Annotated in this window: 24 protein-coding genes; 13 read left to right on the top strand and 11 right to left on the bottom strand. The window is 45.6% G+C overall.

Features of this window, described 5'->3' with window-relative positions:
• Positions 1–179 precede the first annotated feature (179 nt).
• Genes dksA through E0H88_RS02395 form a run of 3 tightly spaced genes read left to right on the top strand, consistent with a single transcriptional unit; the run spans position 180 to position 1,918 of the window.
• Positions 180–707: an RNA polymerase-binding protein DksA gene (gene dksA, locus E0H88_RS02385; RefSeq protein WP_092819193.1), complete on the top strand. Its 528-nt coding sequence runs from the start codon at positions 180–182 to the stop codon at positions 705–707.
• Between the two features lie 4 nt (positions 708–711).
• Positions 712–1,629, top strand: a complete 918-nt coding sequence (gene gluQRS / locus E0H88_RS02390; protein WP_131272975.1) for a tRNA glutamyl-Q(34) synthetase GluQRS — start codon at positions 712–714, stop codon at positions 1,627–1,629.
• Positions 1,630–1,684: 55 nt separating this feature from the next.
• Positions 1,685–1,918 carry a zinc-ribbon domain-containing protein gene (locus E0H88_RS02395; protein ID WP_131272976.1) on the top strand — a complete coding sequence of 78 codons (234 nt, stop codon included), beginning with the start codon at positions 1,685–1,687 and terminating at the stop codon, positions 1,916–1,918.
• Positions 1,919–1,933: 15 nt separating this feature from the next.
• Here E0H88_RS02395 and ftsW read toward each other — a convergent pair whose 3' ends face one another.
• From ftsW to E0H88_RS02420, 5 genes are all read right to left on the bottom strand, one after another.
• The gene (gene ftsW, locus E0H88_RS02400; protein WP_131272977.1) at positions 1,934–3,130 is read right to left on the bottom strand and encodes a putative lipid II flippase FtsW; all 1,197 of its coding nucleotides are present in this window, start codon (positions 3,128–3,130) and stop codon (positions 1,934–1,936) included.
• Between the two features lie 21 nt (positions 3,131–3,151).
• A complete protein-coding gene (gene murD, locus E0H88_RS02405; protein ID WP_131272978.1) occupies positions 3,152–4,498 on the bottom strand; it encodes a UDP-N-acetylmuramoyl-L-alanine--D-glutamate ligase in 1,347 nt (448 codons plus the stop codon).
• Between the two features lie 177 nt (positions 4,499–4,675).
• On the bottom strand, positions 4,676–4,927 hold the full coding sequence (locus E0H88_RS02410) for a DUF6587 family protein (RefSeq protein ID WP_131272979.1): 252 nt from the start codon (positions 4,925–4,927) through the stop codon (positions 4,676–4,678).
• 30 nt (positions 4,928–4,957) lie between these two features.
• On the bottom strand, positions 4,958–6,820 hold the full coding sequence (feoB, locus tag E0H88_RS02415) for a ferrous iron transporter B (protein ID WP_131272980.1): 1,863 nt from the start codon (positions 6,818–6,820) through the stop codon (positions 4,958–4,960).
• A complete protein-coding gene (locus E0H88_RS02420) occupies positions 6,817–7,077 on the bottom strand; it encodes a FeoA family protein (protein WP_092819248.1) in 261 nt (86 codons plus the stop codon). The genes feoB and E0H88_RS02420 overlap by 4 nt, the downstream gene beginning before the upstream one ends.
• 171 nt (positions 7,078–7,248) lie before the next feature.
• Here E0H88_RS02420 and xerD point away from each other — a divergent pair, with 171 nt between their 5' ends.
• The 4 genes from xerD (at position 7,249) to thrC (ending at position 11,708) form a co-directional block, all read left to right on the top strand.
• Entirely contained in the window at positions 7,249–8,166 is a 918-nt protein-coding gene (xerD, locus tag E0H88_RS02425; protein ID WP_131272981.1) for a site-specific tyrosine recombinase XerD, read from the top strand.
• 95 nt (positions 8,167–8,261) lie between these two features.
• Positions 8,262–9,077, top strand: a complete 816-nt coding sequence (locus tag E0H88_RS02430) for a DsbC family protein (protein WP_092819201.1) — start codon at positions 8,262–8,264, stop codon at positions 9,075–9,077.
• 124 nt (positions 9,078–9,201) lie between these two features.
• The gene (locus E0H88_RS02435) at positions 9,202–10,506 is read left to right on the top strand and encodes a homoserine dehydrogenase (RefSeq protein ID WP_092819202.1); all 1,305 of its coding nucleotides are present in this window, start codon (positions 9,202–9,204) and stop codon (positions 10,504–10,506) included.
• A gap of 62 nt (positions 10,507–10,568) precedes the next feature.
• Entirely contained in the window at positions 10,569–11,708 is a 1,140-nt protein-coding gene (gene thrC, locus E0H88_RS02440) for a threonine synthase (RefSeq protein ID WP_131272982.1), read from the top strand.
• Between the two features lie 101 nt (positions 11,709–11,809).
• Here thrC and E0H88_RS02445 read toward each other — a convergent pair whose 3' ends face one another.
• Complete coding sequence (locus tag E0H88_RS02445) at positions 11,810–12,856, bottom strand: serine hydrolase (RefSeq protein ID WP_131272983.1); 1,047 nt, start codon at positions 12,854–12,856, stop codon at positions 11,810–11,812.
• Positions 12,857–13,076: 220 nt separating this feature from the next.
• Between E0H88_RS02445 and gacA the strand changes: the two genes are divergently transcribed.
• From gacA to E0H88_RS02460, 3 genes are read left to right on the top strand one after another with little or no spacing between them, the layout of a single operon-like run.
• Entirely contained in the window at positions 13,077–13,712 is a 636-nt protein-coding gene (gacA, locus tag E0H88_RS02450) for a response regulator transcription factor GacA (protein ID WP_092819249.1), read from the top strand.
• Positions 13,713–13,739: 27 nt separating this feature from the next.
• Complete coding sequence (locus E0H88_RS02455) at positions 13,740–15,305, top strand: sensor histidine kinase (protein WP_092819205.1); 1,566 nt, start codon at positions 13,740–13,742, stop codon at positions 15,303–15,305.
• A gap of 19 nt (positions 15,306–15,324) precedes the next feature.
• Positions 15,325–16,737, top strand: coding sequence for a sigma-54-dependent transcriptional regulator (locus E0H88_RS02460; RefSeq protein WP_165493266.1), 1,413 nt, complete (start codon positions 15,325–15,327; stop codon positions 16,735–16,737).
• Positions 16,738–16,761: 24 nt separating this feature from the next.
• Here the strand turns inward: E0H88_RS02460 and E0H88_RS02465 are convergent, their stop codons facing one another.
• From E0H88_RS02465 to lptF, 4 genes are all read right to left on the bottom strand, one after another.
• A complete protein-coding gene (locus E0H88_RS02465) occupies positions 16,762–17,943 on the bottom strand; it encodes a S41 family peptidase (RefSeq protein ID WP_131272984.1) in 1,182 nt (393 codons plus the stop codon).
• Between the two features lie 26 nt (positions 17,944–17,969).
• Positions 17,970–19,517: a 2,3-bisphosphoglycerate-independent phosphoglycerate mutase gene (gene gpmI, locus E0H88_RS02470; protein ID WP_131272985.1), complete on the bottom strand. Its 1,548-nt coding sequence runs from the start codon at positions 19,515–19,517 to the stop codon at positions 17,970–17,972.
• A 121-nt stretch (positions 19,518–19,638) separates the two neighbouring features.
• Entirely contained in the window at positions 19,639–20,709 is a 1,071-nt protein-coding gene (lptG, locus tag E0H88_RS02475; RefSeq protein ID WP_131272986.1) for an LPS export ABC transporter permease LptG, read from the bottom strand.
• A gap of 1 nt (position 20,710) precedes the next feature.
• A complete protein-coding gene (lptF, locus tag E0H88_RS02480; RefSeq protein ID WP_131272987.1) occupies positions 20,711–21,811 on the bottom strand; it encodes an LPS export ABC transporter permease LptF in 1,101 nt (366 codons plus the stop codon).
• Between the two features lie 159 nt (positions 21,812–21,970).
• Between lptF and E0H88_RS02485 the strand changes: the two genes are divergently transcribed.
• The 3 genes from E0H88_RS02485 to blhA are packed head-to-tail and all read left to right on the top strand — an operon-like array spanning position 21,971 to position 24,480.
• A complete protein-coding gene (locus tag E0H88_RS02485) occupies positions 21,971–23,419 on the top strand; it encodes a leucyl aminopeptidase (protein WP_131272988.1) in 1,449 nt (482 codons plus the stop codon).
• On the top strand, positions 23,412–23,819 hold the full coding sequence (locus E0H88_RS02490) for a DNA polymerase III subunit chi (RefSeq protein WP_131272989.1): 408 nt from the start codon (positions 23,412–23,414) through the stop codon (positions 23,817–23,819). The genes E0H88_RS02485 and E0H88_RS02490 overlap by 8 nt, the downstream gene beginning before the upstream one ends.
• A 25-nt stretch (positions 23,820–23,844) precedes the next feature.
• Positions 23,845–24,480 (top strand): cell division protein BlhA, encoded by a 636-nt coding sequence (blhA, locus tag E0H88_RS02495; protein WP_252151969.1) that lies wholly within the window; start codon positions 23,845–23,847, stop codon positions 24,478–24,480.
• Between the two features lie 396 nt (positions 24,481–24,876).
• Here the strand turns inward: blhA and E0H88_RS02500 are convergent, their stop codons facing one another.
• On the bottom strand, positions 24,877–25,422 hold the full coding sequence (locus E0H88_RS02500; RefSeq protein ID WP_131272991.1) for a VTT domain-containing protein: 546 nt from the start codon (positions 25,420–25,422) through the stop codon (positions 24,877–24,879).
• Between the last annotated feature and the right edge of the window lie 72 nt (positions 25,423–25,494).

Raw genomic sequence — 25,494 nt, forward strand, 5'->3', positions numbered from 1 at the left:
ATGGCTTCTGAAGGAAGCATGATCGATAGAATCCAAGCATCAAAGACTATCAAAAAGCACAAAAAGTCTATATGATGACGACCCTCGAAGGAAAATCTCCTTAGGGTTGGATAAAAACACTTGCATATCACCATATTTTTTGCGTATAGATAGTACGCATATGATGAGGAATGCCCTATATGGCGAATGACAACCAAAATCAAGTCTTGGACGAACAAACTGATGTTGTAGATGAAAAATCTACCAAACGCGTGCGTAAAACAAAGCCAAAAGCGTCAGAAAGTGGTTCTACTGCTAGCTTATTTGGTATTGCACCTTATCAGCCTAAAAAAAATGAAGAATACATGTCTGAAGGACAGCTTGAGCATTTCCGCCAGATCTTGATGGCATGGAAAGCAGAGTTGATGTCTGAAGTAGACCGCACCCTAAACACCATGCAAGACGAAAATACCGCATTGCCTGACGTGAATGACCGTGCCACACAAGAAGAAGAGTTTGCCATCGAACTCCGTACCCGTGACCGTGAACGCAAGCTGATCCGCAAGATTGAGCAATCTATCGAAGCGATTAAAAACGACGATTACGGTTTCTGTGAAACATGTGGTATTGAAATTGGCCTGCGTCGTCTTGAAGCACGTCCAACGGCTACCCTTTGTATTGACTGCAAAACCCTGGCAGAAATCAAAGAGAAGCAAAATAACGGTTAATACTGTGTTAAGTAATCCCTCCCTGACCCTCCCTTTAAGAAAGGGAGGGAAAGCAGAAGAGAATTACGTGGGTCGGTTTGCGCCATCGCCAACCGGCCCTTTGCATTTTGGTTCACTCATTACAGCGGTGGCCAGTTATTGCGATGCCCGTGCCCATCAGGGTCAATGGCTGGTCCGGATTGAAGATACCGACATTCCGCGCATTTATCCCGGTAGTGAAGAACATATCCTGCGCTCAATCGATGCGTTCCAGTTTGAGCCCGATGCCGAGATCATTTTCCAGAAAGATCGCCTCGATATTTATGAATCTGTCATAGAACAGCTGCATCAGAAAGGCTGGGTCTATGCCTGCCAGTGCACCCGTAAAATGCTCGGCTCCAATCATATCTACGTCGGAACCTGCCGCGATTTAAACCTGCCTTTCGAGCAGCAGGCCATTCGTCTGAAAGTATCAGATCAGACCATTTGTTTCACCGATCGCCTGCAAGGAACCCATTGTTCCAATCTGCAACACGACCTGGGTGATTTTGTGTTGAAGCGCCGTGATGGCATTATCAATTACCAGCTGGCAGTGGTGGTCGATGATTATCTGCAAGGCATGACCCATGTGGTTCGCGGTGCCGACCTGCTGGATAATACCGAAAGGCAAATCTGGCTCGGTTCGCTGCTGGGTTATCCGCAACTTGAATATATGCATCTGCCTTTAGCAATGAACGCTCAGGGACAGAAACTCTCTAAACAGAATCTGGCCCAAGCACTCGATCTCAAGCGTGCTCCCGAATTATTGCAACAAGCCATTCGCGCCTTGCACCAGCCGGAAGTCGATTTAGACCTACCGGAACATATGCTGAAACAGGCCATTGCCCAGTGGAATACAGACTTCATTCCACATACAACTGAGCTACACGGCAGCTATTTATAAAATTCAGATTATCGTTAAGCTAAAAACACCTACAGCAGACAATGGCAGACTCAAAATGTTTTTTATATTTGGCATTGGTCCTAAAACCAAAGTGGTCGAGAAAAATCAGTTTTTATGTCCGGTATGCAGAACCCGAAGTGCTTATGAATTGAAACAGCAACGCAATTATTTTTCTTTATTTTTTATCCCGCTGATTCCCCTTTCCAAGGCAAAAGGAGAATTTGTGAAATGCTTACATTGTGGAACGGAAATGCCGAGCACAGTGTTAAACCATGCTCAGCCAGACTGATCGTCCGAATCAACGCTAGAAGCTTGACTCTTCTTTGCTTGGATTGGCTTTTTGTGTAGTGGCATCAATTTTCAAAATCAGGCTGATCATCACTGCACACATAATTAACGATGAACCGCCATAACTGATAAACGGCAAGGTCAAACCTTTGGTCGGCAACATGCCCATATTCATTCCGGCATTCACCAGAATTTGCAGCAGGAAGATGATACTGATGCCATAGGCCAGATAACCTGCACGCAAGTATTGATACTGCAAGGCACGATGTCCGATCTTGATACAGCACACCACCATCATGAAGGACAGGATCAATACGGTGCTGATGCCGAAAAAGCCGAATTCCTCACCCAGAATCGCCAGCATAAAGTCCGTATGCGCTTCAGGTAGATAAGACATTTTCTGGATACTATGACCCAGCCCTACCCCAGTCCATTCACCCCGGCCAAAGGCCATCAATGCATTGGAAAGCTGATAGCCAGTGCCCAAGGGATCCGCCCATGGATTGGTAAAAGACAAGGCACGCTGTAAACGGTAAGGCTCGAAAATAATCGCCGCAGCCAAAGCGCATACAATCGCGATCAGGAAGAAAATAAACTGGATCGGCGGTGCCCCCGCCAGGAAGAACACACCTAAAATCATCAGGACGATCACCGCAGTCGCACCCAGATCTGGTTCCAGCAGGATCAAGCCTACCGTGATGATCATCACGCCGACCAGTCGATACAGGCCGGAAGCACTGCTTCTCACCTCTTTTGCCCGTCGTACCACATAATCTGCAGTAAAGATGGCCATCATGACCTTGGCCACTTCGGAGGCCTGCAAGGTAAAGCCAGCAATACGAATCCAGCGGGTGGAACCATTGACCTCTGTACCGACGACCAATACCACAGCCAGCAACAAAATGGTCATGATCCACAGCGGGAAGGTATTATTAAACCAGACATTCAGCGACACTTTATACGCCAGAAATGCAGCTAAGCCTGCCGCAAAAATGGAAATGCCGTGTCGAATCACAAAATGAAATGGATTTTCATGTAAACGGTCTGCATAGGGCATCGATGCCGATGCCACCATGATGGAGCCAATACATAGCAAGGCAATTACACAGAAAATCAGTACATTACGTGGCGTTACTTCCGCGGGAATTTTCGATCCCCACTCATTGTAGACCTGATTAATTTTATTTATGGTCGTCTGAGCTAACCCAGCCATACAACTTTCCTTATCGTTCTTCTAAGCAAGTGTGTTCACACATTCAACAAACTGGTGTCCACGTTCACTATAACCCTTAAACATATCAAAACTTGCACATGCAGGTGACAATAACACCACATCATGCGCTTGGGTATGTTGCTGGCATAATTCCACCGCTTCTTTTAAAGATTCGGCATGAAGCAATGTCGTGGTGCCTTGAATGGCTGCTTCAATAATTGGACGATCTTCACCAATTAAAACCGCGACTTTGGCATATTTGCTTAAAGACTCGCGTAATGCAGTGAAATCCTGACCTTTACCCTGCCCACCCAGAATGATCGCGACTTTACCCTGTTGCGGCTCAATCGCTGCACCTAAACCATCAATGGCCGCCAGTGTTGCGCCAATATTGGTCCCTTTGGAGTCATTATAATAACGGACGCCATGTACTTCTTTGACAAATTCACAGCGGTGTTCCAGGCCTTTAAAGGTTTTCAGCGTTTCCAGCATGCTGTCCAGCGGTAAACCAATGGCTTCACCCAAAGCCAGGCAAGCCAAGGCATTGGCTACGTTATGCGTCCCTTGAATGTACATGTCTGCACTTTTCAACAGGCGCTCACGGCCACGTGCCAGCCAGATCGTGCCATTATCTTCTTTCAAGATGCCGTACTGATTTAAATCCGGTGCATTCAGGCCAAAGCTCTGCATGGGTGTCGTATCGGGAACCAGTGGACGAGTAAGTGAATCATCACGGTTAAACACGACTTTTTTCACGCCCTGGAAAATACGATGTTTTGCAGTGTGATAACCAAACATATCGCCATGACGATCAAGATGATCTTCACTCATGTTGAGTACCACGGCCACTTCTGCATTCAAATTCGAGGTGGTTTCCAACTGGAAGCTGGACAATTCCAGAATATACAGTTCAGGATCGTCTTTGGTTAAATCCAGTGCCGGACGACCTAAATTACCGCCTACCGCCACTTTCTTGCCGGCATCTTTGGCCATTAGGCCAATCAGGGTCGTTACGGTACTTTTGGCATTTGAACCGGTAATCGCCACAATCGGTTTATCGGTGGCACGGCGCAAAATCTGAATTTCACTGACCACTGGAATGCCTTGGGCAATCGCCGCCTGAATTTCTGGAATCTTTGGATCAAGCCCCGGACTGATCACAATTTCTTCTGCTTGCATTAAGAGCTCTTGATCAAGCTGACCAAAACTGGTCTGAACATCGGCAGGAATCTGGTCATATCCGGGAGGTGTCTTTCGAGAATCTGTTGCTGCAACGCGGTAGCCATGTTCATGTAAGAAATTGACTGCTGCAACACCTGAAATTCCGAGTCCTGCAACAACTTTTAATCCACCACGCTGTATTAACATTTTTGCCCCATTTTATGGTCTGTTTCTAAAACTGACAAAATGTTAGCACTTTGCTGTTTTGAATGCTTTTTCTGTTTTGACTTTATCTCGGCTTTTTTGTGTCAGCGCGTAAAAAAACCGTCATAAAAATGACGGTTTTGCAAAATTCTTATTGAAGAGGGAAATATAACTTGAAAGTTATTTCCATTTTACTGCCTGGACTTCAGGTTTTTTCGGAACCTGTTCTTCATTTGCAGCACAGCCACAGCTCCCTCCGCAACCTGAAACCATCGCCGGCTTTAACCACTTCGCCAACGCTGTCCAGCCTTGCTTTGCACAGTACTGAGACAGTGCCGTGAAGACCGAGTTTGATGTTCGGGGAAAAACTTTCTTGAACACCACGACAGCACTCCAAAGGACCAAAGCAGCCACTATCAGAATTTCAATCATTTCAGTCTCCTTTCACAGCCTTAAATAAGCTTATCCAAAGTAATGTGAAGCAATTTGATAGGTCAGGAATGACATCAGATATGCCAGACCAAACAGGTAAAGAGTCATAAAAGACATGGTTTTCCACGACCCTGTTTCACGGCGTACCGTGGCCAGCGTCGCCAAACAATGCGGCGCATAGATAAACCAGACCAGCAGGGACAAACCGGTCGCCAATGACCAGCCCAGTTCACCTGTACTACCAATAATAGAGGCCAGACCCTGTGACATGGCATCCTCATCTACCGCAGAAAGTGCATATACGGTACCCAGTGCAGCCACCACCACTTCACGAGCCGCCATCGCCGGAATTAAAGCAATGCAGATTTGCCAGTTAAAGCCCAGTGGGGCAAAAATTGGCTGCATCAAATGTCCCAGCATCCCTGCAAAGGAATAGTCAATTGCCGGGGCAGTCGCACCTTCCGGAGCTTGCGGGAAGGTACACAGAAACCACAGTAAAATAGACAGGGCAAAGATGATGCCACCGACACGTTTCAGGAAGATTTTGGCGCGATCCAGGAGACCAATCCAAACGCTTTTGACATCAGGAAAACGGTAGCTTGGCAACTCCATTAACAACATATGCTGTGACTTGTCTTTCTGGAAAAATTTCAGCACGGTCGCCACAATCAAGGCACTAACAATCCCGGCCATATATAAGCCAAACAGCACCAAACCCTGTAAATTGAATATACCCCAAACCATTTTTTCCGGAATGAAAGCGGCAATCAGCAAGGCATACACCGGCAAACGGGCCGAGCAGGTCATCAACGGTGCCACAAAAATCGTGGTTAAACGGTCACGCGGATCACTGATGCTGCGGGTTGCCATAATGCCCGGCACCGCACAGGCAAAGCTGGACAGTAGTGGAATAAAAGCACGACCTGAAAGACCGGCTTTAAACATCAGCTTATCCAGCAAAAATGCCGCACGCGGTAGGTAACCCGATTCTTCCAGCACCAAAATGAAAAAGAACAGGATTAAAATCTGGGGCAGAAAGACCACCACACCACCAGCACCGGCGATAATTCCATCCACCACCAGACTGTTCAATAGCGGATGGGAAATCTGTGCACTGACCACTTCACCCAGCCAGCCAAAAAAGCGTTCGATGCCATCCATGAATGGCGCAGCCCAGGCAAATACCGCCTGGAACACGATGAACATCATCACGGCCAGACTGACCAGCCCCCCCACCGGATGTAAAAATATCTTGTCTAGAAAATCGGAGCGTTTGTCTTCATGGTCAACAAAAACCACCACATCTTTTAGCAGCTGAGCAATTTTTTCATGATTTGAACCCGAAATTTTGACATCACTCAGTTCAGCATTGGGCGTTCTAAACGTTTCCGCATCCAGTGTACCCATCAGGTTTTCAATCCCTGCATTACGTACTGCAACGGTTTCTACCACAGGAATGCCTAAACGTTGCGATAGTTTTTGCGTGTTGATCTGCATGCCACGGCGGCGTGCTTCGTCCATCATATTTAAGACCAGTAAAATCGGACGGCCCAGCTCAATCATTTCCAGAACCAAACCGAGATGCAATTTTAGGTTAGTTGCATCGACTACACATAGAAAGGCATCTTGCTGACCTTCTTCTGCAATTTTGCCTTGCACCACATCGCGGGTAATGGCTTCGTCCGGACTAGTGGCATTCAGACTATAGGTCCCAGGTAAATCCAGTACACGAACCGCACGAGCCGAAGGTAAAATAAACTGCCCTACTTTACGTTCAACCGTGACCCCAGCATAGTTACCAACCTTCTGCCGTGTTCCGGTTAAATGGTTGAATAATGATGTTTTACCACAGTTAGGGTTACCTACAAGGGCAATACGTAGCGCATCACTCATGCAGTGATCCCCTCTTCAATTTCAATCTTTTCAGCTTCAACTTTGCGCAGTGCGAAACGGGTAAATCCCACCTGAATCAGGATAGGATCACCCCCAAAAATACCTTTGGTAATGACCTGAACTTTTGTTCCCGGTACAAAACCTAAAGTTTCTAAACGACTCGCCACCAGATCAGTCTGAGCTGTATCATCATCCAAAGTACGATTCACTTTGCGAATGATGGCCGTTTGTTTCACTTTCAAATCAGATAATCGCACCGCATCTAATCCTAAAATATTTGCTACAGTATACAAACAAATGAGAATAATTACCAAGTAAGGTTTATTCCAATTCTCATCTTGTGTGCCGTGTTCGACATTGCAAAAAAATTGGTCTACATTGATGCAGGCCAAGAAAAACTTGGATTTTTCATTCAATGTAGAAGTGACATGCTCAATAAAAAGCCGCGTATTCCTGCACCCGTCAACATTCCGGAACATTTAAGTTTTTTACAGGGCTTTCGAGATTACTTAATTGCCCAAACTGTCAGTCCGCATACTCGCAATGCTTATCTGTCTGATTTAATTCAATGTAGTGAATGCAAGGTAATCTCGATGCAGGACTGGAACAGTGATGACATCGCCGATGTGTTACTGAGCCTGACCAAACAGGGCAAAAGCCCGCGCTCGATTGCCCGCTCGCTGTCTGCACTGCGCTCCTTTTATAAATTTTTGCGTGAACAGAAATTACGTAGCGATAATCCGGTCGCGACCCATAAAACCCCTAAAATTGGTCGGGCCTTGCCTAAAGATTTATCTGAAGCCGATGTTGAAGCCCTGATTAACGCACCCGACATTAATACGGCACTGGGCTTACGTGACCGGGCGATGTTTGAAGTGCTGTATGCCTGCGGGCTGCGGGTATCTGAATTACTCAATTTAAGACTGGAACTGATTAATTTAAAACAGGGTTATTTGCGTATTGTCGGCAAAGGCAATAAGGAACGTCTGGTGCCTTTGGGACAGGTCGCTTGCGAATGGATTGAAAAGTATCTGCATGAAGCACGTGCCAGCCTTTATAAGTCCGCCACCGACTATGTGTTTTTAACCCAGCATGGCGGCATCATGAGCCGGCAAAATTTCTGGTACGCCATTAAGCGCTATGCACTGCAAGCCGGAATTCAGGCCGAACTTTCGCCGCATACCTTGCGTCATGCTTTTGCCACCCATTTGCTCAATCATGGTGCCGACTTGCGTGTGGTCCAGATGCTGCTTGGGCATAGTGATCTGTCCACCACGCAAATTTATACCCACGTGGCTCAGGTTCGCATGCAACAGTTACATGCCACTTATCACCCACGCGCTTAACGGCAGCAAATATCAGACCAAGAAATTTTATCGCAGGCATTTTTTTTTGTTATGCTTACTCACCTGTTTTTTATACCTACAAGAAAGGGTTGTTTATGTTATTTACCCGTTCAAAAATTTTTCTCGCATGTACACTTGCTGCAGGCTTGGGATTAACGGCCTGCTCCAATTCGAATAATGATGAAAAAAAACAAAGTACTTTAACCGCTAGTGCACCTGCAACCGGGGAAGCATCCAACCTTTCAGAACGCAATGCGCAGCAGAGGCTGATCAATACGCTGCAGCAGCACTTCAAGAAAGCCAATATCAATGCCAAAATTTTAAACATTAAGGCGACCGAGGTTCCCAATCTGTATTGGGTCAACCTGGAAGGCATGTCCTCTGTCTATGCCACTGCCGATGGCAAATACATTATTCAGGGTGACGTGCTGCGTCTAGGCGACAGTAAAATTCACAATGTCAGTGAAAGCCTGCAATCCGAAGCCAATAAAAAGCTGCTGGCCAACTTAAAAGCCGAAGACTTGCTGATTTATAAAGCGCAAGGTAAAACCAAACATGTCGTGTATGTGTTTACCGATGTCAGCTGTCCGTATTGCCATAAACTGCATGAGCATATGAGCGAAATTAATGCCAAGGGCATCGAAGTACGCTATATCGCCTGGCCACGTGGTGAGCAGTTCATGCCAGCCATGGAAAGCGTGTGGTGTAGTGAAGACCGTCAGGCGGCTTTTGACCAGGCCATTGCCGGTACACCGCTTGCTCCAGCGACCTGTAAGAATCCGGTCAGAGATCAATATCAGCTGGGGCTGAATATGGGCGTCAATGGCACTCCTGCGATTTATAATAGCGAGGGTGTTTATCTGGGTGGATATCTATCGCCTGAAGAATTGGTAGAGCGTTTAAATAACTAATTTTTATAAGTTCGTTTACTAAATTTAATAGGTAGAGATAAAGTGATTTCTACCCTAGAGTCTGGCCGTTTTTTTAGCTATGATCTAGATTCGCTTAAAGTTGAATACATATTTGGAGTGTGACGTGAAACCAGTTCGTCTGGCAATCCTCGGTCTAGGTACTGTGGGTGGTGGTGCCCTTAAACTACTAAAAGAAAATGCTGCTGAGATTAAACGTCGCACCGGTCGTGAAATTGAGATTACCCATGTCGGTACTCGTCGCCCTCGTCCTGATCTGGATTTGCCTGCTTCAGCGAAGCAAAGTGCTGATCTGCTCGATATCGTTCGTCAACCGGATGTCGATGTTGTGGTAGAAGTCATGGGCGGCATTCACCCTGCTTATGAAGTCATCATGGAAGCGATGAAACACGGCAAGCACATTGTGACGGCCAACAAGGCCCTGCTTGCTGAACATGGCAATGAGCTGTTTAAAGCAGCCGAAGACCATGCCGTGCAAATTGCCTATGAAGCAGCCGTTGCCGGCGGTATTCCAATTATTAAAGTGATTCGTGAAGGCTTGGCGGCCAACAAGATTGACTGGCTGGCTGGCATTATTAATGGTACAGGCAACTTCATTTTAAGTGAAATGCGTGAAAAAGGTCGTGCTTTTGCAGACGTGCTGAAAGAAGCACAGGAACTGGGTTATGCTGAAGCCGATCCAACCTTTGACGTGGAAGGCATTGATGCCGCACATAAACTGACCATTCTGGCTTCATGTGCTTTTGGTATTCCGCTACAGTTCGACAAAGTCTTCACTGAAGGCATCAGCAAAGTGACTGCTCAAGATGTAAAATATGCAGAAGACTTGGGCTTCCGTATCAAACATTTGGGTATTGCAAGACGCACCGATACCGGGATTGAATTACGTGTCCACCCGACCCTGATTCCGGAAGACCAATTGATTGCTAATGTTAATGGCGTGAAAAATGCTGTGCTGGTTCAAGCCAATGCAGTCGGTCCAACACTGTATTACGGTGCGGGTGCAGGTGCAGGACCAACAGCTTCTGCTGTGGTCGCTGATGTGGTCGATATTGTCCGTGACATCATCTATACAGAAGATGGTGCCGGCACCATTCCACAGCTTGCGTTTGAAGCTCTGACCGATTTACCCATTCTGCCACGTGAAGAAATGACCACGGGCTATTACATCCGCATTAATGCCGAAGATCAAACCGGCGTTCTGGCCGATGTCACCACCATTTTAAGCCGTGCCGGCATTAGCATTGACGCGATCATGCAGCAGCCGCGCTTAAAAGACCTTATTCCTATCGTGATTCTGACTGATCCAGTCAAGGAATCAAAAATGGATGAAGCCCTTCAGCAAATTCAAGCATTGCCCGTCATTCATGGCGAAATTGTACGAATTCGTTTAGAATCGCTTGATAATTAATCGGGTCGAGGGGAGTATTTCAACTCCTCTCGCCAAGCTCTACACACAATTGGAACATCATCATGTCTAATGCCAATCGTTATACTGGTTTAGTTGACCGCTATCGCGACCGTTTACCAGTGTCTGCAACAACTCGCGCAATCTCTTTAGGCGAAGGCAACACGCCACTGATCAAGCTTGAGAATATTCCTCGCATTATTGGCAAAAATGTTGAAATTTATGTGAAGTACGAGGGCTTAAACCCGACTGGTTCATTTAAAGACCGTGGTATGACCATGGCGGTAACGAAAGCGGTTGAAGAAGGCTCTAAAGCCATTATCTGTGCGTCTACGGGTAACACTTCTGCGGCTGCAGCTGCTTATGCTGCACGTGCCGGCATCAAGGCGTTCGTACTTATTCCTGAAGGCAAAATTGCCATGGGTAAAATGGCACAAGCGATGATGTACGGTGCAGTCACCATGCAAATCCGCGGTAACTTCGATGACGGTATGCGTCTGGTAAAAGAAGTTGCTGACCAAGCGCCTGTGACCATCGTGAACTCAATCAACCCTTACCGTTTGCAAGGTCAAAAAACCATTGCTTATGAAATCGTGGATGAGTTAGGCCGTGCGCCTGATTATCACTGCTTGCCTGTGGGTAACGCAGGTAACATCACTGCACACTGGATGGGTTATACCGAAGCGGTTGCCAACCAGCCTAAAGAGCAGTTTGAGCAAGTGGTTTATGATGCTGAAACTGATCAGTTCACCGGTCCTAAACCTGAAGGCTTGCCAACCATGGTCGGTTACCAGGCATCTGGCGCTGCGCCGTTCCTGCGTGGTGCACCGGTTGAAAACCCTGAAACAGTGGCAACTGCTATTCGTATTGGTAACCCGCAAAGCTGGAACCATGCCAAAGCAGTGGTACGTGATTCAAATGGCTGGTTCGATGAACTTCAAGATGCTGAAATTCTGGAAGCGCAGCGCCTACTTTCGATGTACGAAGGTGTATTCGTAGAACCTGCTTCTGCAGCGTCTATCGGTGGTGCGATTCGTGACATTAAAGCAGGTAAAATTGCTGAAGGTTCTGTCATTGTATGTACAGTAACCGGTAATGGTTTGAAAGACCCTGACACTGCCATCAAACAGTGCCAAGATGCTGTGATGCTGTCAATTGATGCCACCATGGATCAAGTTAAAGACTCTATTCTTTCTAATATGTAATGCATATTTAGACAGAATAAAAAAACCCTGCAATTGCAGGGTTTTTTTATTTAGAAGCATTCAAACGTTGAGTAGATTTGAAAACTTCCCCAAATTCAGCTTTAAATACGCTTGGGTAACTGGCTGACCCAGGTCATTAAACGGGTTGCATCATTGGTACGTGCCGCAGAAGAATCTGCTCCAAGAAGTACAACCACCGCTGGACGGTTATTTAAAGTGGTATGCATTGCGACACAACGTCCTGCTTCATTGATATAACCGGTTTTTGAAATATTGATATTCCAGCCACCATTACGCACTAAGGCATTGGTATTATTCGATTTCAATACCCGGTAACCGAGGTTAAAGTCATAGCTTGGAGTGGTCGAGAACTGACGAATTAGACCGTATTGCGATGCCGTATTGACCAGAATACCGAGGTCACGCGCTGAAGATACATTACCTGGATGTAAACCAGTTGACTCTAGATAATGAGTGGAATGCATACCTAAGGCTTTAGCTTTGGCATTCATTGCAGAAATAAAAGCTGCACGGCCACCCGGGAAAGTGCGTGCCAATGCAGAAGCAGCAGGATTCTCAGACTTCATCAATGCAAATAACAGCGCCTCGGCTCGATTCATGCTGTCACCAGCACGCAGCGTCGAGCTTGAACTCTTGCAACCTGAACAAGAAAAGTCCGTCTGTTGTAAAGTAATTTTCTCGGACATGTTTAAACGGGCATCTGCAATCACAACAGCAGTCATGAGCTTGGTCAGGGAAGCAATCGGAAAGGCAGTATTACTGTTTTTACTGTATAAAACCTCGCCTGTCTGGCCATCCATTACCAAAGCAGCACGGGCATTTATAGAAGGCTGATTGCCATAATTGGAATTGTTTAAAACCTGTACCGTTTTAGGTGCAGAATGAGTGACCCCAGCATTGGAACTACGGACAGAAGTCGTGACTTTTGTTGAACCTTGCGGAGAGACTTCTTCAGCCGAAGCATCACCGTTTAATAATTGACTCACATCTTCAGAGGACCAGTTCAACGTCGCTTGTCCCGTCCCTTTAGAAGTGTCCATCACCAGCTCTGCAAAACTGGTTGAACTCATGCTTAGCAGCATTGACATGCCTAGCACATGCATTAAAAACTTTTTCGAATTTTTCACGGTGATTTACTCAACTCAAGGAGGCAATATACGTTTGTATATTTCCTCAAAAATGCTTACATTTAGACACAAAGACCAACACTTTTAGTTGCTCACAACATTGTGTATAACATTTAATTGAAACATATAGAATAGGATTGCTAATTTTGTCATTTCATTGCAAGCTTATTTTGCTTTATGTAACAAAAAAATGCTTTTTTTGGATATGAGGGAGAACCCGGTGATCACAGTTTTAGTGGTAGATGACCATGAATTGGTACGTACTGGAATTTGCCGTATGCTCGAAGATCATGCGGATGTTCAAGTGATTGGTCAGGCTGAATCTGGTGAAGAAGCGATTAACTTGGTTCGTCATCATCATCCTAATGTCGTTTTGCTTGATGTCAACATGCCGGGAATTGGCGGGGTGGAAACAACCCGACGGCTATTGCAAACAGCACCTGAAACCAAAGTACTGGCCGTCAGTGGCCTGGCGGAAGAACCCTATCCTTCATTATTACTGAAAGCCGGGGCTAAAGGCTATATCACCAAAGGAGCGCCAGTCTCTGAAATGGTTCGTGCCATCAACAAGGTCATGCAGGGTGGAAAATATTTTAGTGCCGACATTGCTGAACAACTGGCCAGCTCCTATCTGTCCGACACCCAGCAGTCTCCTTTCGATGCCTTGTCGGAACGTGAAATGCAGGTCGCGATGATGGTGGTGAATTGTATTAGTGCCCAGGAAATTGCCGATAAACTTTTTGTCAGTGTCAAAACGGTAAACACTTACCGTTACCGCATCTTCGAAAAGCTGAATCTGGATAGTGATGTTAAATTGACACATCTGGCTATCCGTTATGGACTGATTAAACCTTGATGCCCTTGGGCTTGCTAGAAGACCTGCATGACGCAACCGACCCAGACCTTTGAGTTTAACCAATATCATTTGGGCATTTGGTATAGTACTTATAGACTCATTATTGCGACCAGTCTTCTGCTGATTTTTTTGTTAACTTATCAGCGTTTAAATACCGATTATCACTATCCACAGCTTTATCTTTACGCCCTGATAGGTTACGTATCAATCAGCTGTATCCAGTTAATCACGCTGAAAAGCATACGTTTAAAAATTACTCAGCAACTCCCCCTGTTATTTGTTGTCGATGTTATTGCTTTAAGCTTGCTCACCCTGGCGGTAGACGGCCCGAACCTGCAATTGAGTTTGCTGTTTGTGATTACTATCTTCGCAGCCTCGTTATTACTCAACGCCAAAAAGGCCTTGATTATTACCTTGATTGCCGTGATCAGCGTGATTTATCAGCTTTTTATAGGTAGTATTTTTGATTTTTCTTCACTGAATAATATTGGCAATAGTGCAGTATTGGCCTTTCTGTTTTTAGTGGTGTATGGCAGTGGGCAAATTGCAGTAAAACGCTTTCAAATCCTTGAAAATTTAAATTTTTCCCAATCGCTAGAATTAAATCGACTGCAAAACCTGAATCGCTATATTCTGGAACAGATCGAACTCGGCTATCTGGTTTTAGATGAAAACTGCCATATTGTGCTGAGCAACCCTGCTGCCTGTCTGCTTTTAGGCATTCCTCCACTGTATGCCTATGACAAATATCCCTTATATAAGGCACAGCCCGATTTATTTGAATTACTTAAATTTGATCAATTGCAGGACGGAGAAAAATTTCAGTTTGAATCGCAGCTCAGCCATTATCATATGCATATTGAAGTGCAAAAGCTTATGGTGCCACAACAAACCCTGACGCTACTGGTATTGCAGGATGCCACCAAGCTCAATCAACGTGTCCAACAATTAAAACTTGCGGCACTCGGGCAACTGTCCGCCAGTATTGCTCATGAAATTCGCAATCCTCTAGCTGCCATTGTACAAGCCAATGAACTTTTGAGTGATAGCGACCCGCATCAGCAGGCAACCTTAAGCCGGATGATTTCGAAACAGACACAGCGGATTGACCGGATTATACAAGACACCCTGAATATGGTGCGCAATAAAGAAACCCATCCCTCAACCATTGAGCTGAAACAGTTTATTCCCTTACTCATTCAGGAAGATTTGGCTGATATTGCGACCCAAATTAAATATACTGTTCACAGTAATATTTTTGTTCATTTTGACGAGGCACAACTTCGTCAAGTGCTGATTAACCTGATTCGCAATGCCATTCGACACAATTCCCCAGAACATTCACATATCGAATTGAATGTTAACTTACATGAAGCCAATGTGCGCATTGATGTTCGTGATTTTGGGGCGGGCGTTGCTTCCAAGGACTTGGCTAATTTGTTTCAACCTTTTTTTAGTACCGAAATCACGGGAACTGGTTTAGGATTATACTTATCACATAGTTTTTGCGAAGCCAACCAGGCAAAACTGAACTATGTAAAACAAGAACAGGGAGCATGCTTTCGAATAGAATGCCTGCGAGTCGCTTTATAAATGAAAATTGCTGGGGTGTATTGTGGAACAACAACCACTTGTTTTATTGGTGGATGATGAGGAAGACTTGTGTACCCTCATGCAAATGTCTTTATCCCGGATCGGGATTAAAACCCATATCGCCTATCGTCTTGAACAGGCCAAAAAATTCTTGTCTGAATACCGCTATGATGCCTGTTTAACCGATTTAAATTTACCGGACGGCAATGGCCTGCAACTGGTGGAATGGATTAACCAACATTATCCATCCATACCCGTGGCGGTACTGACCGCATATGGCAATATGGAAATTGCCATCGCAGCACTTAAAGCGGGTGCCTTCGATTTTGTTAGCAAACCCGTGAATCAGAAGCATCTGGAACAGCTCCTGCAAAAGGCTTTCAACAAACCACAAGAACTGTTACAGATCAAGGAAGATAGTCTGGAGCAAAAATTGCTGGTCGGACAATCCCTGCCGATTCAACAGTTACGGGTGACCCTAAATAAAATTGCCCGCTCTCAGGCACCCGTCTTTATTACTGGTGAATCCGGAACGGGAAAAGAAGTCATTGCTAATCTGGTGCATCGCCTCAGTAACCGCAATGAAGGCCCTTTTATTGCCATTAACTGCGGAGCCATCCCGACTGAATTAATGGAAAGCGAACTGTTTGGGCATAAAAAAGGCAGCTTTACCGGCGCCACTCAGGACAAACAGGGTCTGATTCAATCTGCCCACGGCGGCAGTTTGTTTCTGGATGAAATTGCTGAACTGCCTTTAAGTATGCAGGTTAAACTGCTGCGTGCCGTACAGGAAAAACGGATTCGTCCAGTCGGTTCAGACTGTGAAATTGATGTCGATTTCCGCGTGATTAGTGCCAGCCATCAGGATCTGGAAGCCCTGGTTCAGCAAGGTCGCTTTAGACAGGACTTGTTCTTCCGCATTCATGTCATGGATCTGGTGTTGCCTCCACTGCGTGAACGCGGTGACGATATCATTTTATTGGCCCATCACTTTATTCAGAAAATTTCTCAGGAATGGGCTATTCCGCAAAAACAGCTGACTGATCGTGCGAAAAGCTTTTTACTGAGTCAATATTATCCCGGCAATGTGCGTGAACTGCGCAATATCATTGAACGCGCGATTACCTTAAGCGATGATGAAATCATCGACTTGCAACACTTGCAAAGCGCACCTTTACGCTATCCTACTGCGGCAGCATCAGAGGTAACGGAAGACCAGCACAGCTTGCGTAGTGACATCCTGATATCTTCCAAGAAATTGCCTGATGAAGGTCTGGAGCTTTATCTGGAAAATATTGAAAAAGATATTTTACTCAATGCACTGAATTTAACCCATTGGAACAGGACCCTGGCGGCCAAGAAGCTGGGCATGTCTTTCCGTTCCTTGCGTTATCGTCTGAAGAAATTTGGTTTAGATACCGACGAGGACTAGGCCATTTTTAAGGATTAGGCCGTTTTATTTATGGTTTAAAATGATCTCTGCAACATGTTCCAGATAGTTTTCTTCTTTCATGTCATGTTGCAGCAGATAAGGTTGATTGGGCTGAATTCCCACCCCTTCAATCATTTGCCCTTTAGGGGTGTAGTAATGCGATACCGTCATCTGTAAAGCTGCACCATTGGAAAGGGGAAACAGTTTTTGCACTACGCCCTTTCCATAGCTTTTATCACCCACCACCCAGGCACGCCCATGATCTTTCATCGCTGCAGTAAACACTTCAGCAGCAGAGGCAGAACGGTTATTGATTAAAATACCCAACTTTAAATTCTGAAATTCAAAACTGGGTAAGGCCTGAAACTGCTGGTCGCCTTCAGAACGGCTTTTGGTCGAAACGATGATGCCCTGATTCAAAAAAAGATCGGCCGATTCAACCGCAGCAGACAACAATCCGCCCGGGTTATTTCTTAAATCCAGCAATACCGCTTTCAAGCGTGAAGAAGAATGCTCTTCAATCAGGCGTTTAATTTCATTGGCTGTATCTTGCTGAAATACCTTGACTTTGATCACCAGCACCTGATTATGCAGCAGGGTTGCCTGAATATCGGTTTCTATTTTTTTATTACGGACTAAAATCAGCGGCTTGCTACTTGGTGCCAGCTGTAAACTTAAGGTAGAGCCAATCGAACCATTCAGCAAGCTGTTCACCTGATCATGATTGAATTTTTTCAGTTCCTGATCATCAATCTTAAAAACACTGACCCCATTGCGCAAACCTTGCTTGGCTGAATCCGCATTTTCCTTTAATCCTCGAATGACCCATTGATGCAACTGTGAGTCATAAGCCAGTTCAAAATCGACAGAGGCGATATCACCTTCGGTATATTGTAACAGCTGCTTATAATCTTCTGGACTTAAGTAACGGGAATAACGATCCAGCCCACTGACCAGACCTTTAATGGCCTGTTGAAATAAGGCTTCGTCATTTTTTTCATCAACATAATTTTCTTTGACAATGCTGTAAATCTGCACGAACTGCTGAATTGATTCCACCGGAACTTCAGCATAATTCTGTTCCACTTCATCATCAAAATCTAGAACTGGCTGAACCTTGCCTTTTACGGCGGCAAGGGCGGAATGGCTCACACACATGAATAACGTTGTTAAAATGACAACCTTGTTCCAGCGCTGTAAAGCCATCCATTCACCTGTTTATACGAAAATTTTTATGATTTTAAAGTAATCAAATTACGACCTTGCATTTCTGCAGGTACAGGAATTTGCATGAGATTCAACAATGTCGGTGCGACATCTGCAAGCACCCCCCCTTCAGCAATCGTGGCAGAAGTCGGGCCTACATAGATAAACGGAACCAGTTCAGTAGTATGTTGGGTATGTACCTGACCGCTTTGGTAGTCCTGCATTTGCTCTACATTACCATGATCGGCAGTAATCAGCATATGGCCTTTTTGTGCCATCACCGCTTCATAGACACGACCCAGGCACGTATCTACCGCTTCCACTGCTTTCACTGCGGCATCAAATACACCGGTATGCCCAACCATATCACCATTGGCATAGTTCACCACCAAGAGGTCGTATTTACCTGAATTAATTGCAGCAACCAGTTCATCAGTCACCTCATAAGCACTCATTTCCGGTTTCAGGTCATAAGTCGCCACGCTTGGAGATGGAATCAGAATGCGTTTTTCACCCGGGTATTCATCTTCACGACCACCACTGAAGAAGAAGGTCACATGGGCATATTTTTCTGTTTCGGCAATACGCAGCTGGGTTTTACCCAGACTGGATAAATACTCGCCAATCGAGTTTTTCAGCCCTTCCGGCATGTAGGCAACCGGCGCATCAATGGTCGCCTGGTAACGGGTCAGCATCACAAATTTAGACAGGTTCGGAACCACTTTACGCTCAAAACCGGCAAAGTCTTTTTCTACAAAGGCTTTGGTAATTTCACGCGCACGGTCGGCACGGAAATTCATGAACACTACACTGTCGCCATCCTGAATTTTCGCCACATCACCAATACGGGTCGCTTTGACAAATTCATCGGACTCATTTGCTGCGTACGCCTGTTCCAGACCTTCAACAGCTGTTGCAGCGGTACGTACAGCTTCACCTTCAGTCAGCAGACGGTAGGCCTGTTCGACACGATCCCAACGGTTATCACGATCCATGGCAAAATAACGGCCGATCAGGGTCGCAATACGACCTTGACCCGGATATTGGGCAAATAACGCATCTAATTTTTCAAGCGAAGGCTGCGCACTTTTAGGCGGTGTATCGCGACCATCCAGGAAAGCATGCAGATAAACTTTGGCACCGCGTTTCAGTGCCAGTTCAGCCATGGCCACAATATGGTCTTCATGCGAATGCACGCCACCTTGCGACAGCAAGCCCATAATATGTACTGCGCCATTTGCAGCTTTGGCTTTTTCAACGGCATCGACCAGCACTTCATGCTCAAAAAAAGCACCGGTACGGATGTCTTTGGTAATACGCGTGAAATCCTGATACAGCACACGGCCTGCACCCAGGTTCATATGACCGACTTCAGAGTTGCCCATTTGACCATCAGGCAGGCCGACATCTTCACCTGAACCTGAAATCAAACCATGCGGATGCTTTTGTTGCATAGCAGTTAAATTAGGTCGTTTTGCTGCCAGGAAAGCATTGTCTTCGACCGCTTCGCGATGACCCACACCATCCATGATTACTAATACGTGAGGGATTTTGCCAGCAGTTGCATCCGTCATAATGAACACTCTTTTGTTTACAATTTCATCGTCATATCTTACCGAATTTTCGGTCAAGACTCTATGTGCAGATCATGACTAAAGCTGATCATGCACATTGTTTTTATCACTGTCGGGTCTGTTAACGTGCGCGGCGCAGTAAATAACCGCCGACCAGCATCATCAGCACAATCGGTACAAACACAAACCACGCCGGCGAAGGTGAATAGACCAGACTTGCATAGCCCATAAAATCTTGCAGGTAGAAGAATCCCAGACCGATAAACAAGGCAATGACCAGACGGAAACCCATCGACTGTTGGCGTAGAGGGCCAAAAATAAAGGAACAGGCAATCAGTACCAAGGCAATCAGCGCAAAGGGCGAAGCGACTTTTTGCCAGAATGCCAGCTGATAGGTTTTCGGCACCTGGCTATATTCATGCATATAGCTCATGAAACTCACCAGCTGACTTGGAGATAACTCTTCCGGGTCCAAGGTGACCATATGCACATATTTCGGTTGTAAAGCCAGAGCCAGCGGCAGCTGTTCTGCTTTCACTAGCGCTGCATTACCTTGCGGCAAAATATCCATCTGTGAAGTTGTTTGCAGATCCCAATTACCCTCTTTCACAAACTGGCCTTTTTCTGCAACCAGAACGCCTTTTAATTGATAGTCATCATTAAAATCTACTAGCTGAATATAATTAAGCTGTCCTTTAGCATTGGCATAATCAATATAAATAAAACGCTGGCCTTCACGGGTCCAGTAGCCCCTCACCTCACCCAATGCACTGGCGCTACGGTGATCCTTGACACTTTTGGCCTGTTCATTGGTATACGGAATCACCCATTCACTTAAGACAAAGGATAACACCACCAGAATCAGCGCTGAACGAATCACCCAGCCCACAATACGCCACAGGCTGATGCCCACCGAGCGCATCACCACCAGCTCACTATTGGAAGCCAGAGTACCTAAACCCAGCACCGCCCCAATCAGGGCAGAGATCGGCAAAATCTCATAGAGATAACGCGGTGCACCCCATAATACATAGAGAAATGCCTGCCAAGCCCCATAGTTTTCGTTCAGCGAACCCAATTCACCCAAATAGGTGAACAGCACCTGTAAAACAGAGAGCACTGCGGTTGCACCCAGCATGGCAAGTGCCGTGGTTTTGGTCACATGTTTGGCGACTATTCGACGTGCTAACATTTTAAGACCTCACCTGCTGAATTCGTTTCTTGATTTTGGGTGCCAGTTTCTGTTTCCGGGAAAACAGTGCTGCGGCAACAGCATAGGCCAGCAACACCAAAGGATAGGCCCAGATGCCCATTTCATCTTTACTGATGCGCGTTTTGACCGCCATCAGAGCCACAATCAGACTGGCAAAAATCAGTAAGGCCGGGAACAGTTTTAAATAACGTCCCTGACGTGGGCTTACTTCACACAGTGCAATCGCCAGCATTAAGGCAACCACAATGGAAAAGGGTACGAAGAGACGCCAGCCCAATTCACTCGCAACGACAGGATCGTTGCGGTTGGTCCAGAGTTTTGAAATAGGTAAAGCTTCCACTTCGGCGCTTTCAAATTTGGCTTCTTGATCATTTTCTAGACGTAAACGGTAAGATTGAAATTCCGCCAGCGTATATTTCGGTGTTCGAGGGAAAATTTCATAACGACGGCCCTGAACCAAATCGACAATACTGGCCGTTTCGTCAGGAGCCTCCACACGGGTGGCTTCTTTGGCCAAAATCATAATGTCAGGTTTGCCCGGTTTTTCGGCACGCTGGTAGAAAAACACATCTTTCAGATTTCGACGGTCTTCGGACAGATCTCCGGCATAAATGGTATAGGGACCCGAGGAAATAAACTCTTTGGGACGGACCAAATCAAAACCGGTTCTCACTGCCTGCTTGGTGGTCAGCTCTTCAAACTGACGTAGCCCCCAAGGAGACATCCACACCATTAACACCGTTTGCACGGCAAGAAAAACTACCGTCAACGGAATCAGCAAACGTCCCAACTGGTTACGGCTGATGCCACTGCCATTCATGACCGCCATCTCATGATCGACATACAATCGGCCAAATACCAGCATCAAACCGATAAAGAAACCCAGTGGAAGAATTAAGGTTAAAAATTCTGGTAGCCGATAACCAATAATACTAAACAAAATACTGGCATCCAGACGGCCTTGTGCCGCAACACCAAAGTACTTGATCAGTCGACCACCCATCATAATTAAGGTCAATAAGGCAATTACCACCAAGGATGTAGACAGCACTTGCTTGACCAGATAACGCCGAATAATCAAATTAATTCTTCCAGAAAAAGGGCAAATAAAAACTAGCGCTAGTTTACCCGAATGGTGAAAATATAAAACCTATACTGTTGTTGCGCATTGAAACTCTATTCATAGAAATGTTTCAATGGTTTAATGGTTTGCAATCTTTCCAAGGCATGAATACAGCACATGAAACTGACAATTAATACGTCATTCCAAGAGAATGCATCTAGCCCATGTTTATTGATATTAGTAGATTCCGAACAGCTTCAAAAGGCCTCTACCACTTATCAAATCAATGATTTAAATAGTTTAGTCGAAGCAGCACAATTCAAGGCGAGCCTAAGCGAATCTTTAGCCCTGATTGGGAAAGTGGCGGCCTGTAGCAATACCACGCTGATTGGCTTAGATAAAGCCGCTGAAATTCAGCCGGCTAAATTAGCAAAAATCGCACAAACAATTATCAAAGCATCACAAAAAAAATTCAAACAGATCAGCATTGATATTTCTGCCCTAGCCCCTGAACAGCATTATTTGTTTGCACTGGCGCTGACTCAGGCCAGTTACGCATTTGACGAATACAAATCAAAGAAAAATGAATTTGTGCTTGAAGAAATTCATCTGATTGCCGACAACAGCACCTTAAACCTGCAACAGTTATCTTTGATTCATGCGGTACAATCCGGCCAAAATTTGGCCCGCGATTTAGGTAACCGTCCAGGCAATATCTGTTTTCCTGAATATCTGGCTGAACAGGCTCAAGCCTTGGCAGCACAATATCCGGACTTGCTGAAAGTGACCGTGATTAATGAACAGCAAATGGCAGACTTGGGCATGAATGCCTTCCTGGCCGTGAGCAAAGGTTCAGACCGTCCGGGGCGTGTCATTACCCTGGAATATAAGGCCCATACCGAACAGGCACCTGTGGTACTGGTCGGTAAAGGTGTAACCTTTGATACCGGCGGTATTTCCCTGAAACCGGGGCTGGGCATGGATGAAATGAAATTTGACATGTGCGGCGCAGCATCCGTTCTCGGCACCATACGTGCATTATGTGAGGCAAAACTGCCGATTCATGTGGTCGGTGCCATTGCCGCTGCGGAGAACATGCCTTCAGGTCATGCGACCCGTCCGGGTGATATCGTGACCAGCATGAGCGGACAAACGATCGAAATTTTAAATACCGATGCGGAAGGCCGTTTGGTGCTATGTGATACCTTAACTTACATCCAACGCTTTAATCCGGCGCTGGTGATTGATATTGCCACCTTGACCGGTGCCTGTGTGGTGGCCCTGGGTTCAGTGTTGTCAGGTTTATTTACGCCAGATGATGAATTGGCTGCCGAAATTAGCGCTGCAGGCCAGGCTTCATTTGACCGGGTATGGCGCATGCCGGTGATTGAGGATTATCAGGAGCAGCTGGATTCTCCATTTGCCGATATTGCCAATATCGGTGGACCGAAAGCCGGTTCCGTGACGGCTGCATGTTTCTTGCAACGTTTTACCCGTGAATATCGCTGGGCACATTTAGACGTTGCCGGTACGGCATGGAACTCAGGTACGGCCAAAGGTGCAACCGGCCGTCCTGTACCGTTATTGGTTCAATTCCTGGCAAACCGTGCGCAGTCGAATGGCTAAAGTCAGCTTTTACCTGTTTGAAAAAAGCAATGAACGGCAAGTGCAAAGCACTTGTCGTTTGTGCCGCAAGATTCTGAAACAGCCGGCACAGATCTGGTTGTATTGCGACAATACCGACTTGCAGCAGCAGCTCGATGAACAGTTGTGGACTTTTGATCCCGGCAGTTTCATTCCACATGGCATTGACCAGGAACAGGCCACTATTTGCATTTCATCCCGGCTGCCGCAACAGCCTGACTGGATTGTGTTTAATTTTAACAATCAAGCCCTTGAACAGATTGATAAATTTAGTCACATTATAGAAATTATCGAAAATAATGAATCGGCAAAACAACTGGGTCGTGAAAAATTTAAACAATATCGACGCTTAGGTATTGAGCCGCGAACGTTCAAGCTTTAGCCGATCAATTGAAATAAGGAGAGATGTGGTGGCATTAAATGTCGGTCAAGATTTTAAACAGCGCTGGTTAAATGTACCTGAGGCTGTTCGTCAGGCATTTATTGATGACCTACACCGCGTCTGCAATGTCCTCAAACCTGAAACCAATATTCATAAGTGGCTGGAAAAAGATAAAGAAGCCCAGCAGCAGTCTTATGAAAAAATTGAACGTGCCTATGTCGAACGTAAGGCCCAGCTGATTGAAGAAGCGCGTTTGCGCAAGCAACGTGCCCTGGAACAGTCACTGGAAAATAAGCGCGCCGAGCAGGCGGCTTATGCACGCGCATTACAGTTAGATGAAGAAAGACAATTTGCCGAACAAACCCATACCCTGGCTTTGATTCGTCAAAATATAGAGTACGAAACGCAAACCTATACTGCACGTTACCACAAGAACCCAGCCGGCCCGGCCTTGAATTTTGCCAAGGGCATGTTCCCGATGACTGACCATGAAATATTATCGGAGCTGGAAAGCCTGCGTTTACGTCTGGAACTGGAAGCGGAAACGCTGATTGAGCAAGCGGTGACCGTGTTTCGTGCCAAGCTGCATCAGGCCAGGCAGGAAGAAATTGAATATATTTTAAAAAATTCGAATTTATCTTCGGAAAAACCTGCATCTTGAGGTTTCATCCTCGGTATTTCGGGCGTTCTTTAAACAGTCCCTTTCGGTCACTGCTGTTCCATAGTTGAATTCCAGGTTTAGATTTGTGAGTGTGGCAAGGATGCCACACATTCCCCATCACGACAGGACGTCGTGTATGGGGAATAAAGACTTTTGCCTACTTTTGGTCTCTCAAAAGTAGGGTTAAGCCTACACAAAGCAACTTAAACTCTTAAAGAAAAGACAAGGCTGTGAAAAAAATAAATATAAATAAATATCAAATATTTAAATATAAAATACCATCATATTGATTCCATGCTGAAATAAAATTCAAATTATGGAATAGCCCTGCCATTTCAGTGGGCTTTTTCTTGACCCCATAATGTGAAATGATGCTGAAATCCAAAGCATTCAAAATTAAAACAGGTCTACAGCAAGGCCGACCATATTCCCTGTGCCGTAACCTATCCCCAATAATACGGCAATCCAGATGAAACCGCCGGCCACGTTATACAGCATAAAACTCCAGAGATTCATATGCCCTGCCCCTGCAGCAAAGGGCGCAAATGAACGTACGAACGGCACAAATCGGGCTACCAGAATAGTTTTACCGCCATGCTTGGTAAAATAATGGTTGGTTTTTACGATATAGGCCGGTTTTAAGTAGCGTGAATGTTCATGGAAAAACTTAAACCCCAAGATTTGCCCGGTATAATAATTGACGATATATCCCAGTACCGCAGCACTAAACAGCAACAGCCCCATGGTATTTAAATGGATCACATCTGTGGTTGAGCAGAGAGCCCCTATCGCAATCAGCAGGCTGTCTCCCGGCAAGAAGAACATAAATACCGAACCGGTTTCAGCAAAGATAATCAGAAATAAAATGGCATAGATCCACAGACCATACTGATCCAGCAAAGTAGGTAACCATTGTTCTATATGCATTAGAAAATCAAGCATCTTCACCTACTCACTTTAACCACATTATTTTCATAACTTATTAAAAATAAAAACTAAAAATAAAAAAACAGC

The sequence above is a fragment of the Acinetobacter sp. ANC 4216 genome (assembly GCF_004331195.1).
GTDB lineage: Bacteria > Pseudomonadota > Gammaproteobacteria > Pseudomonadales > Moraxellaceae > Acinetobacter > Acinetobacter kookii.

Bases quoted from the DNA above. Each gene is read 5' to 3' on its own strand.
- dksA (WP_092819193.1), top strand. From the start codon at position 180: ATGGCGAATGACAACCAAAATCAAGTCTTGGACGAACAAACTGATGTT.
- E0H88_RS02395 (WP_131272976.1), top strand. From the start codon at position 1,685: ATGTTTTTTATATTTGGCATTGGTCCTAAAACCAAAGTGGTCGAGAAA.
- ftsW (WP_131272977.1), bottom strand. From the start codon at position 3,130: ATGGCTGGGTTAGCTCAGACGACCATAAATAAAATTAATCAGGTCTAC.
- murD (WP_131272978.1), bottom strand. From the start codon at position 4,498: ATGTTAATACAGCGTGGTGGATTAAAAGTTGTTGCAGGACTCGGAATT.
- E0H88_RS02410 (WP_131272979.1), bottom strand. From the start codon at position 4,927: ATGATTGAAATTCTGATAGTGGCTGCTTTGGTCCTTTGGAGTGCTGTC.
- feoB (WP_131272980.1), bottom strand. From the start codon at position 6,820: ATGAGTGATGCGCTACGTATTGCCCTTGTAGGTAACCCTAACTGTGGT.
- xerD (WP_131272981.1), top strand. From the start codon at position 7,249: ATGCTCAATAAAAAGCCGCGTATTCCTGCACCCGTCAACATTCCGGAA.
- E0H88_RS02430 (WP_092819201.1), top strand. From the start codon at position 8,262: ATGTTATTTACCCGTTCAAAAATTTTTCTCGCATGTACACTTGCTGCA.
- thrC (WP_131272982.1), top strand. From the start codon at position 10,569: ATGTCTAATGCCAATCGTTATACTGGTTTAGTTGACCGCTATCGCGAC.
- E0H88_RS02455 (WP_092819205.1), top strand. From the start codon at position 13,740: ATGACGCAACCGACCCAGACCTTTGAGTTTAACCAATATCATTTGGGC.
- E0H88_RS02465 (WP_131272984.1), bottom strand. From the start codon at position 17,943: ATGGCTTTACAGCGCTGGAACAAGGTTGTCATTTTAACAACGTTATTC.
- gpmI (WP_131272985.1), bottom strand. From the start codon at position 19,517: ATGACGGATGCAACTGCTGGCAAAATCCCTCACGTATTAGTAATCATG.
- lptG (WP_131272986.1), bottom strand. From the start codon at position 20,709: ATGTTAGCACGTCGAATAGTCGCCAAACATGTGACCAAAACCACGGCA.
- E0H88_RS02485 (WP_131272988.1), top strand. From the start codon at position 21,971: ATGAAACTGACAATTAATACGTCATTCCAAGAGAATGCATCTAGCCCA.
- E0H88_RS02490 (WP_131272989.1), top strand. From the start codon at position 23,412: ATGGCTAAAGTCAGCTTTTACCTGTTTGAAAAAAGCAATGAACGGCAA.
- E0H88_RS02500 (WP_131272991.1), bottom strand. From the start codon at position 25,422: ATGCTTGATTTTCTAATGCATATAGAACAATGGTTACCTACTTTGCTG.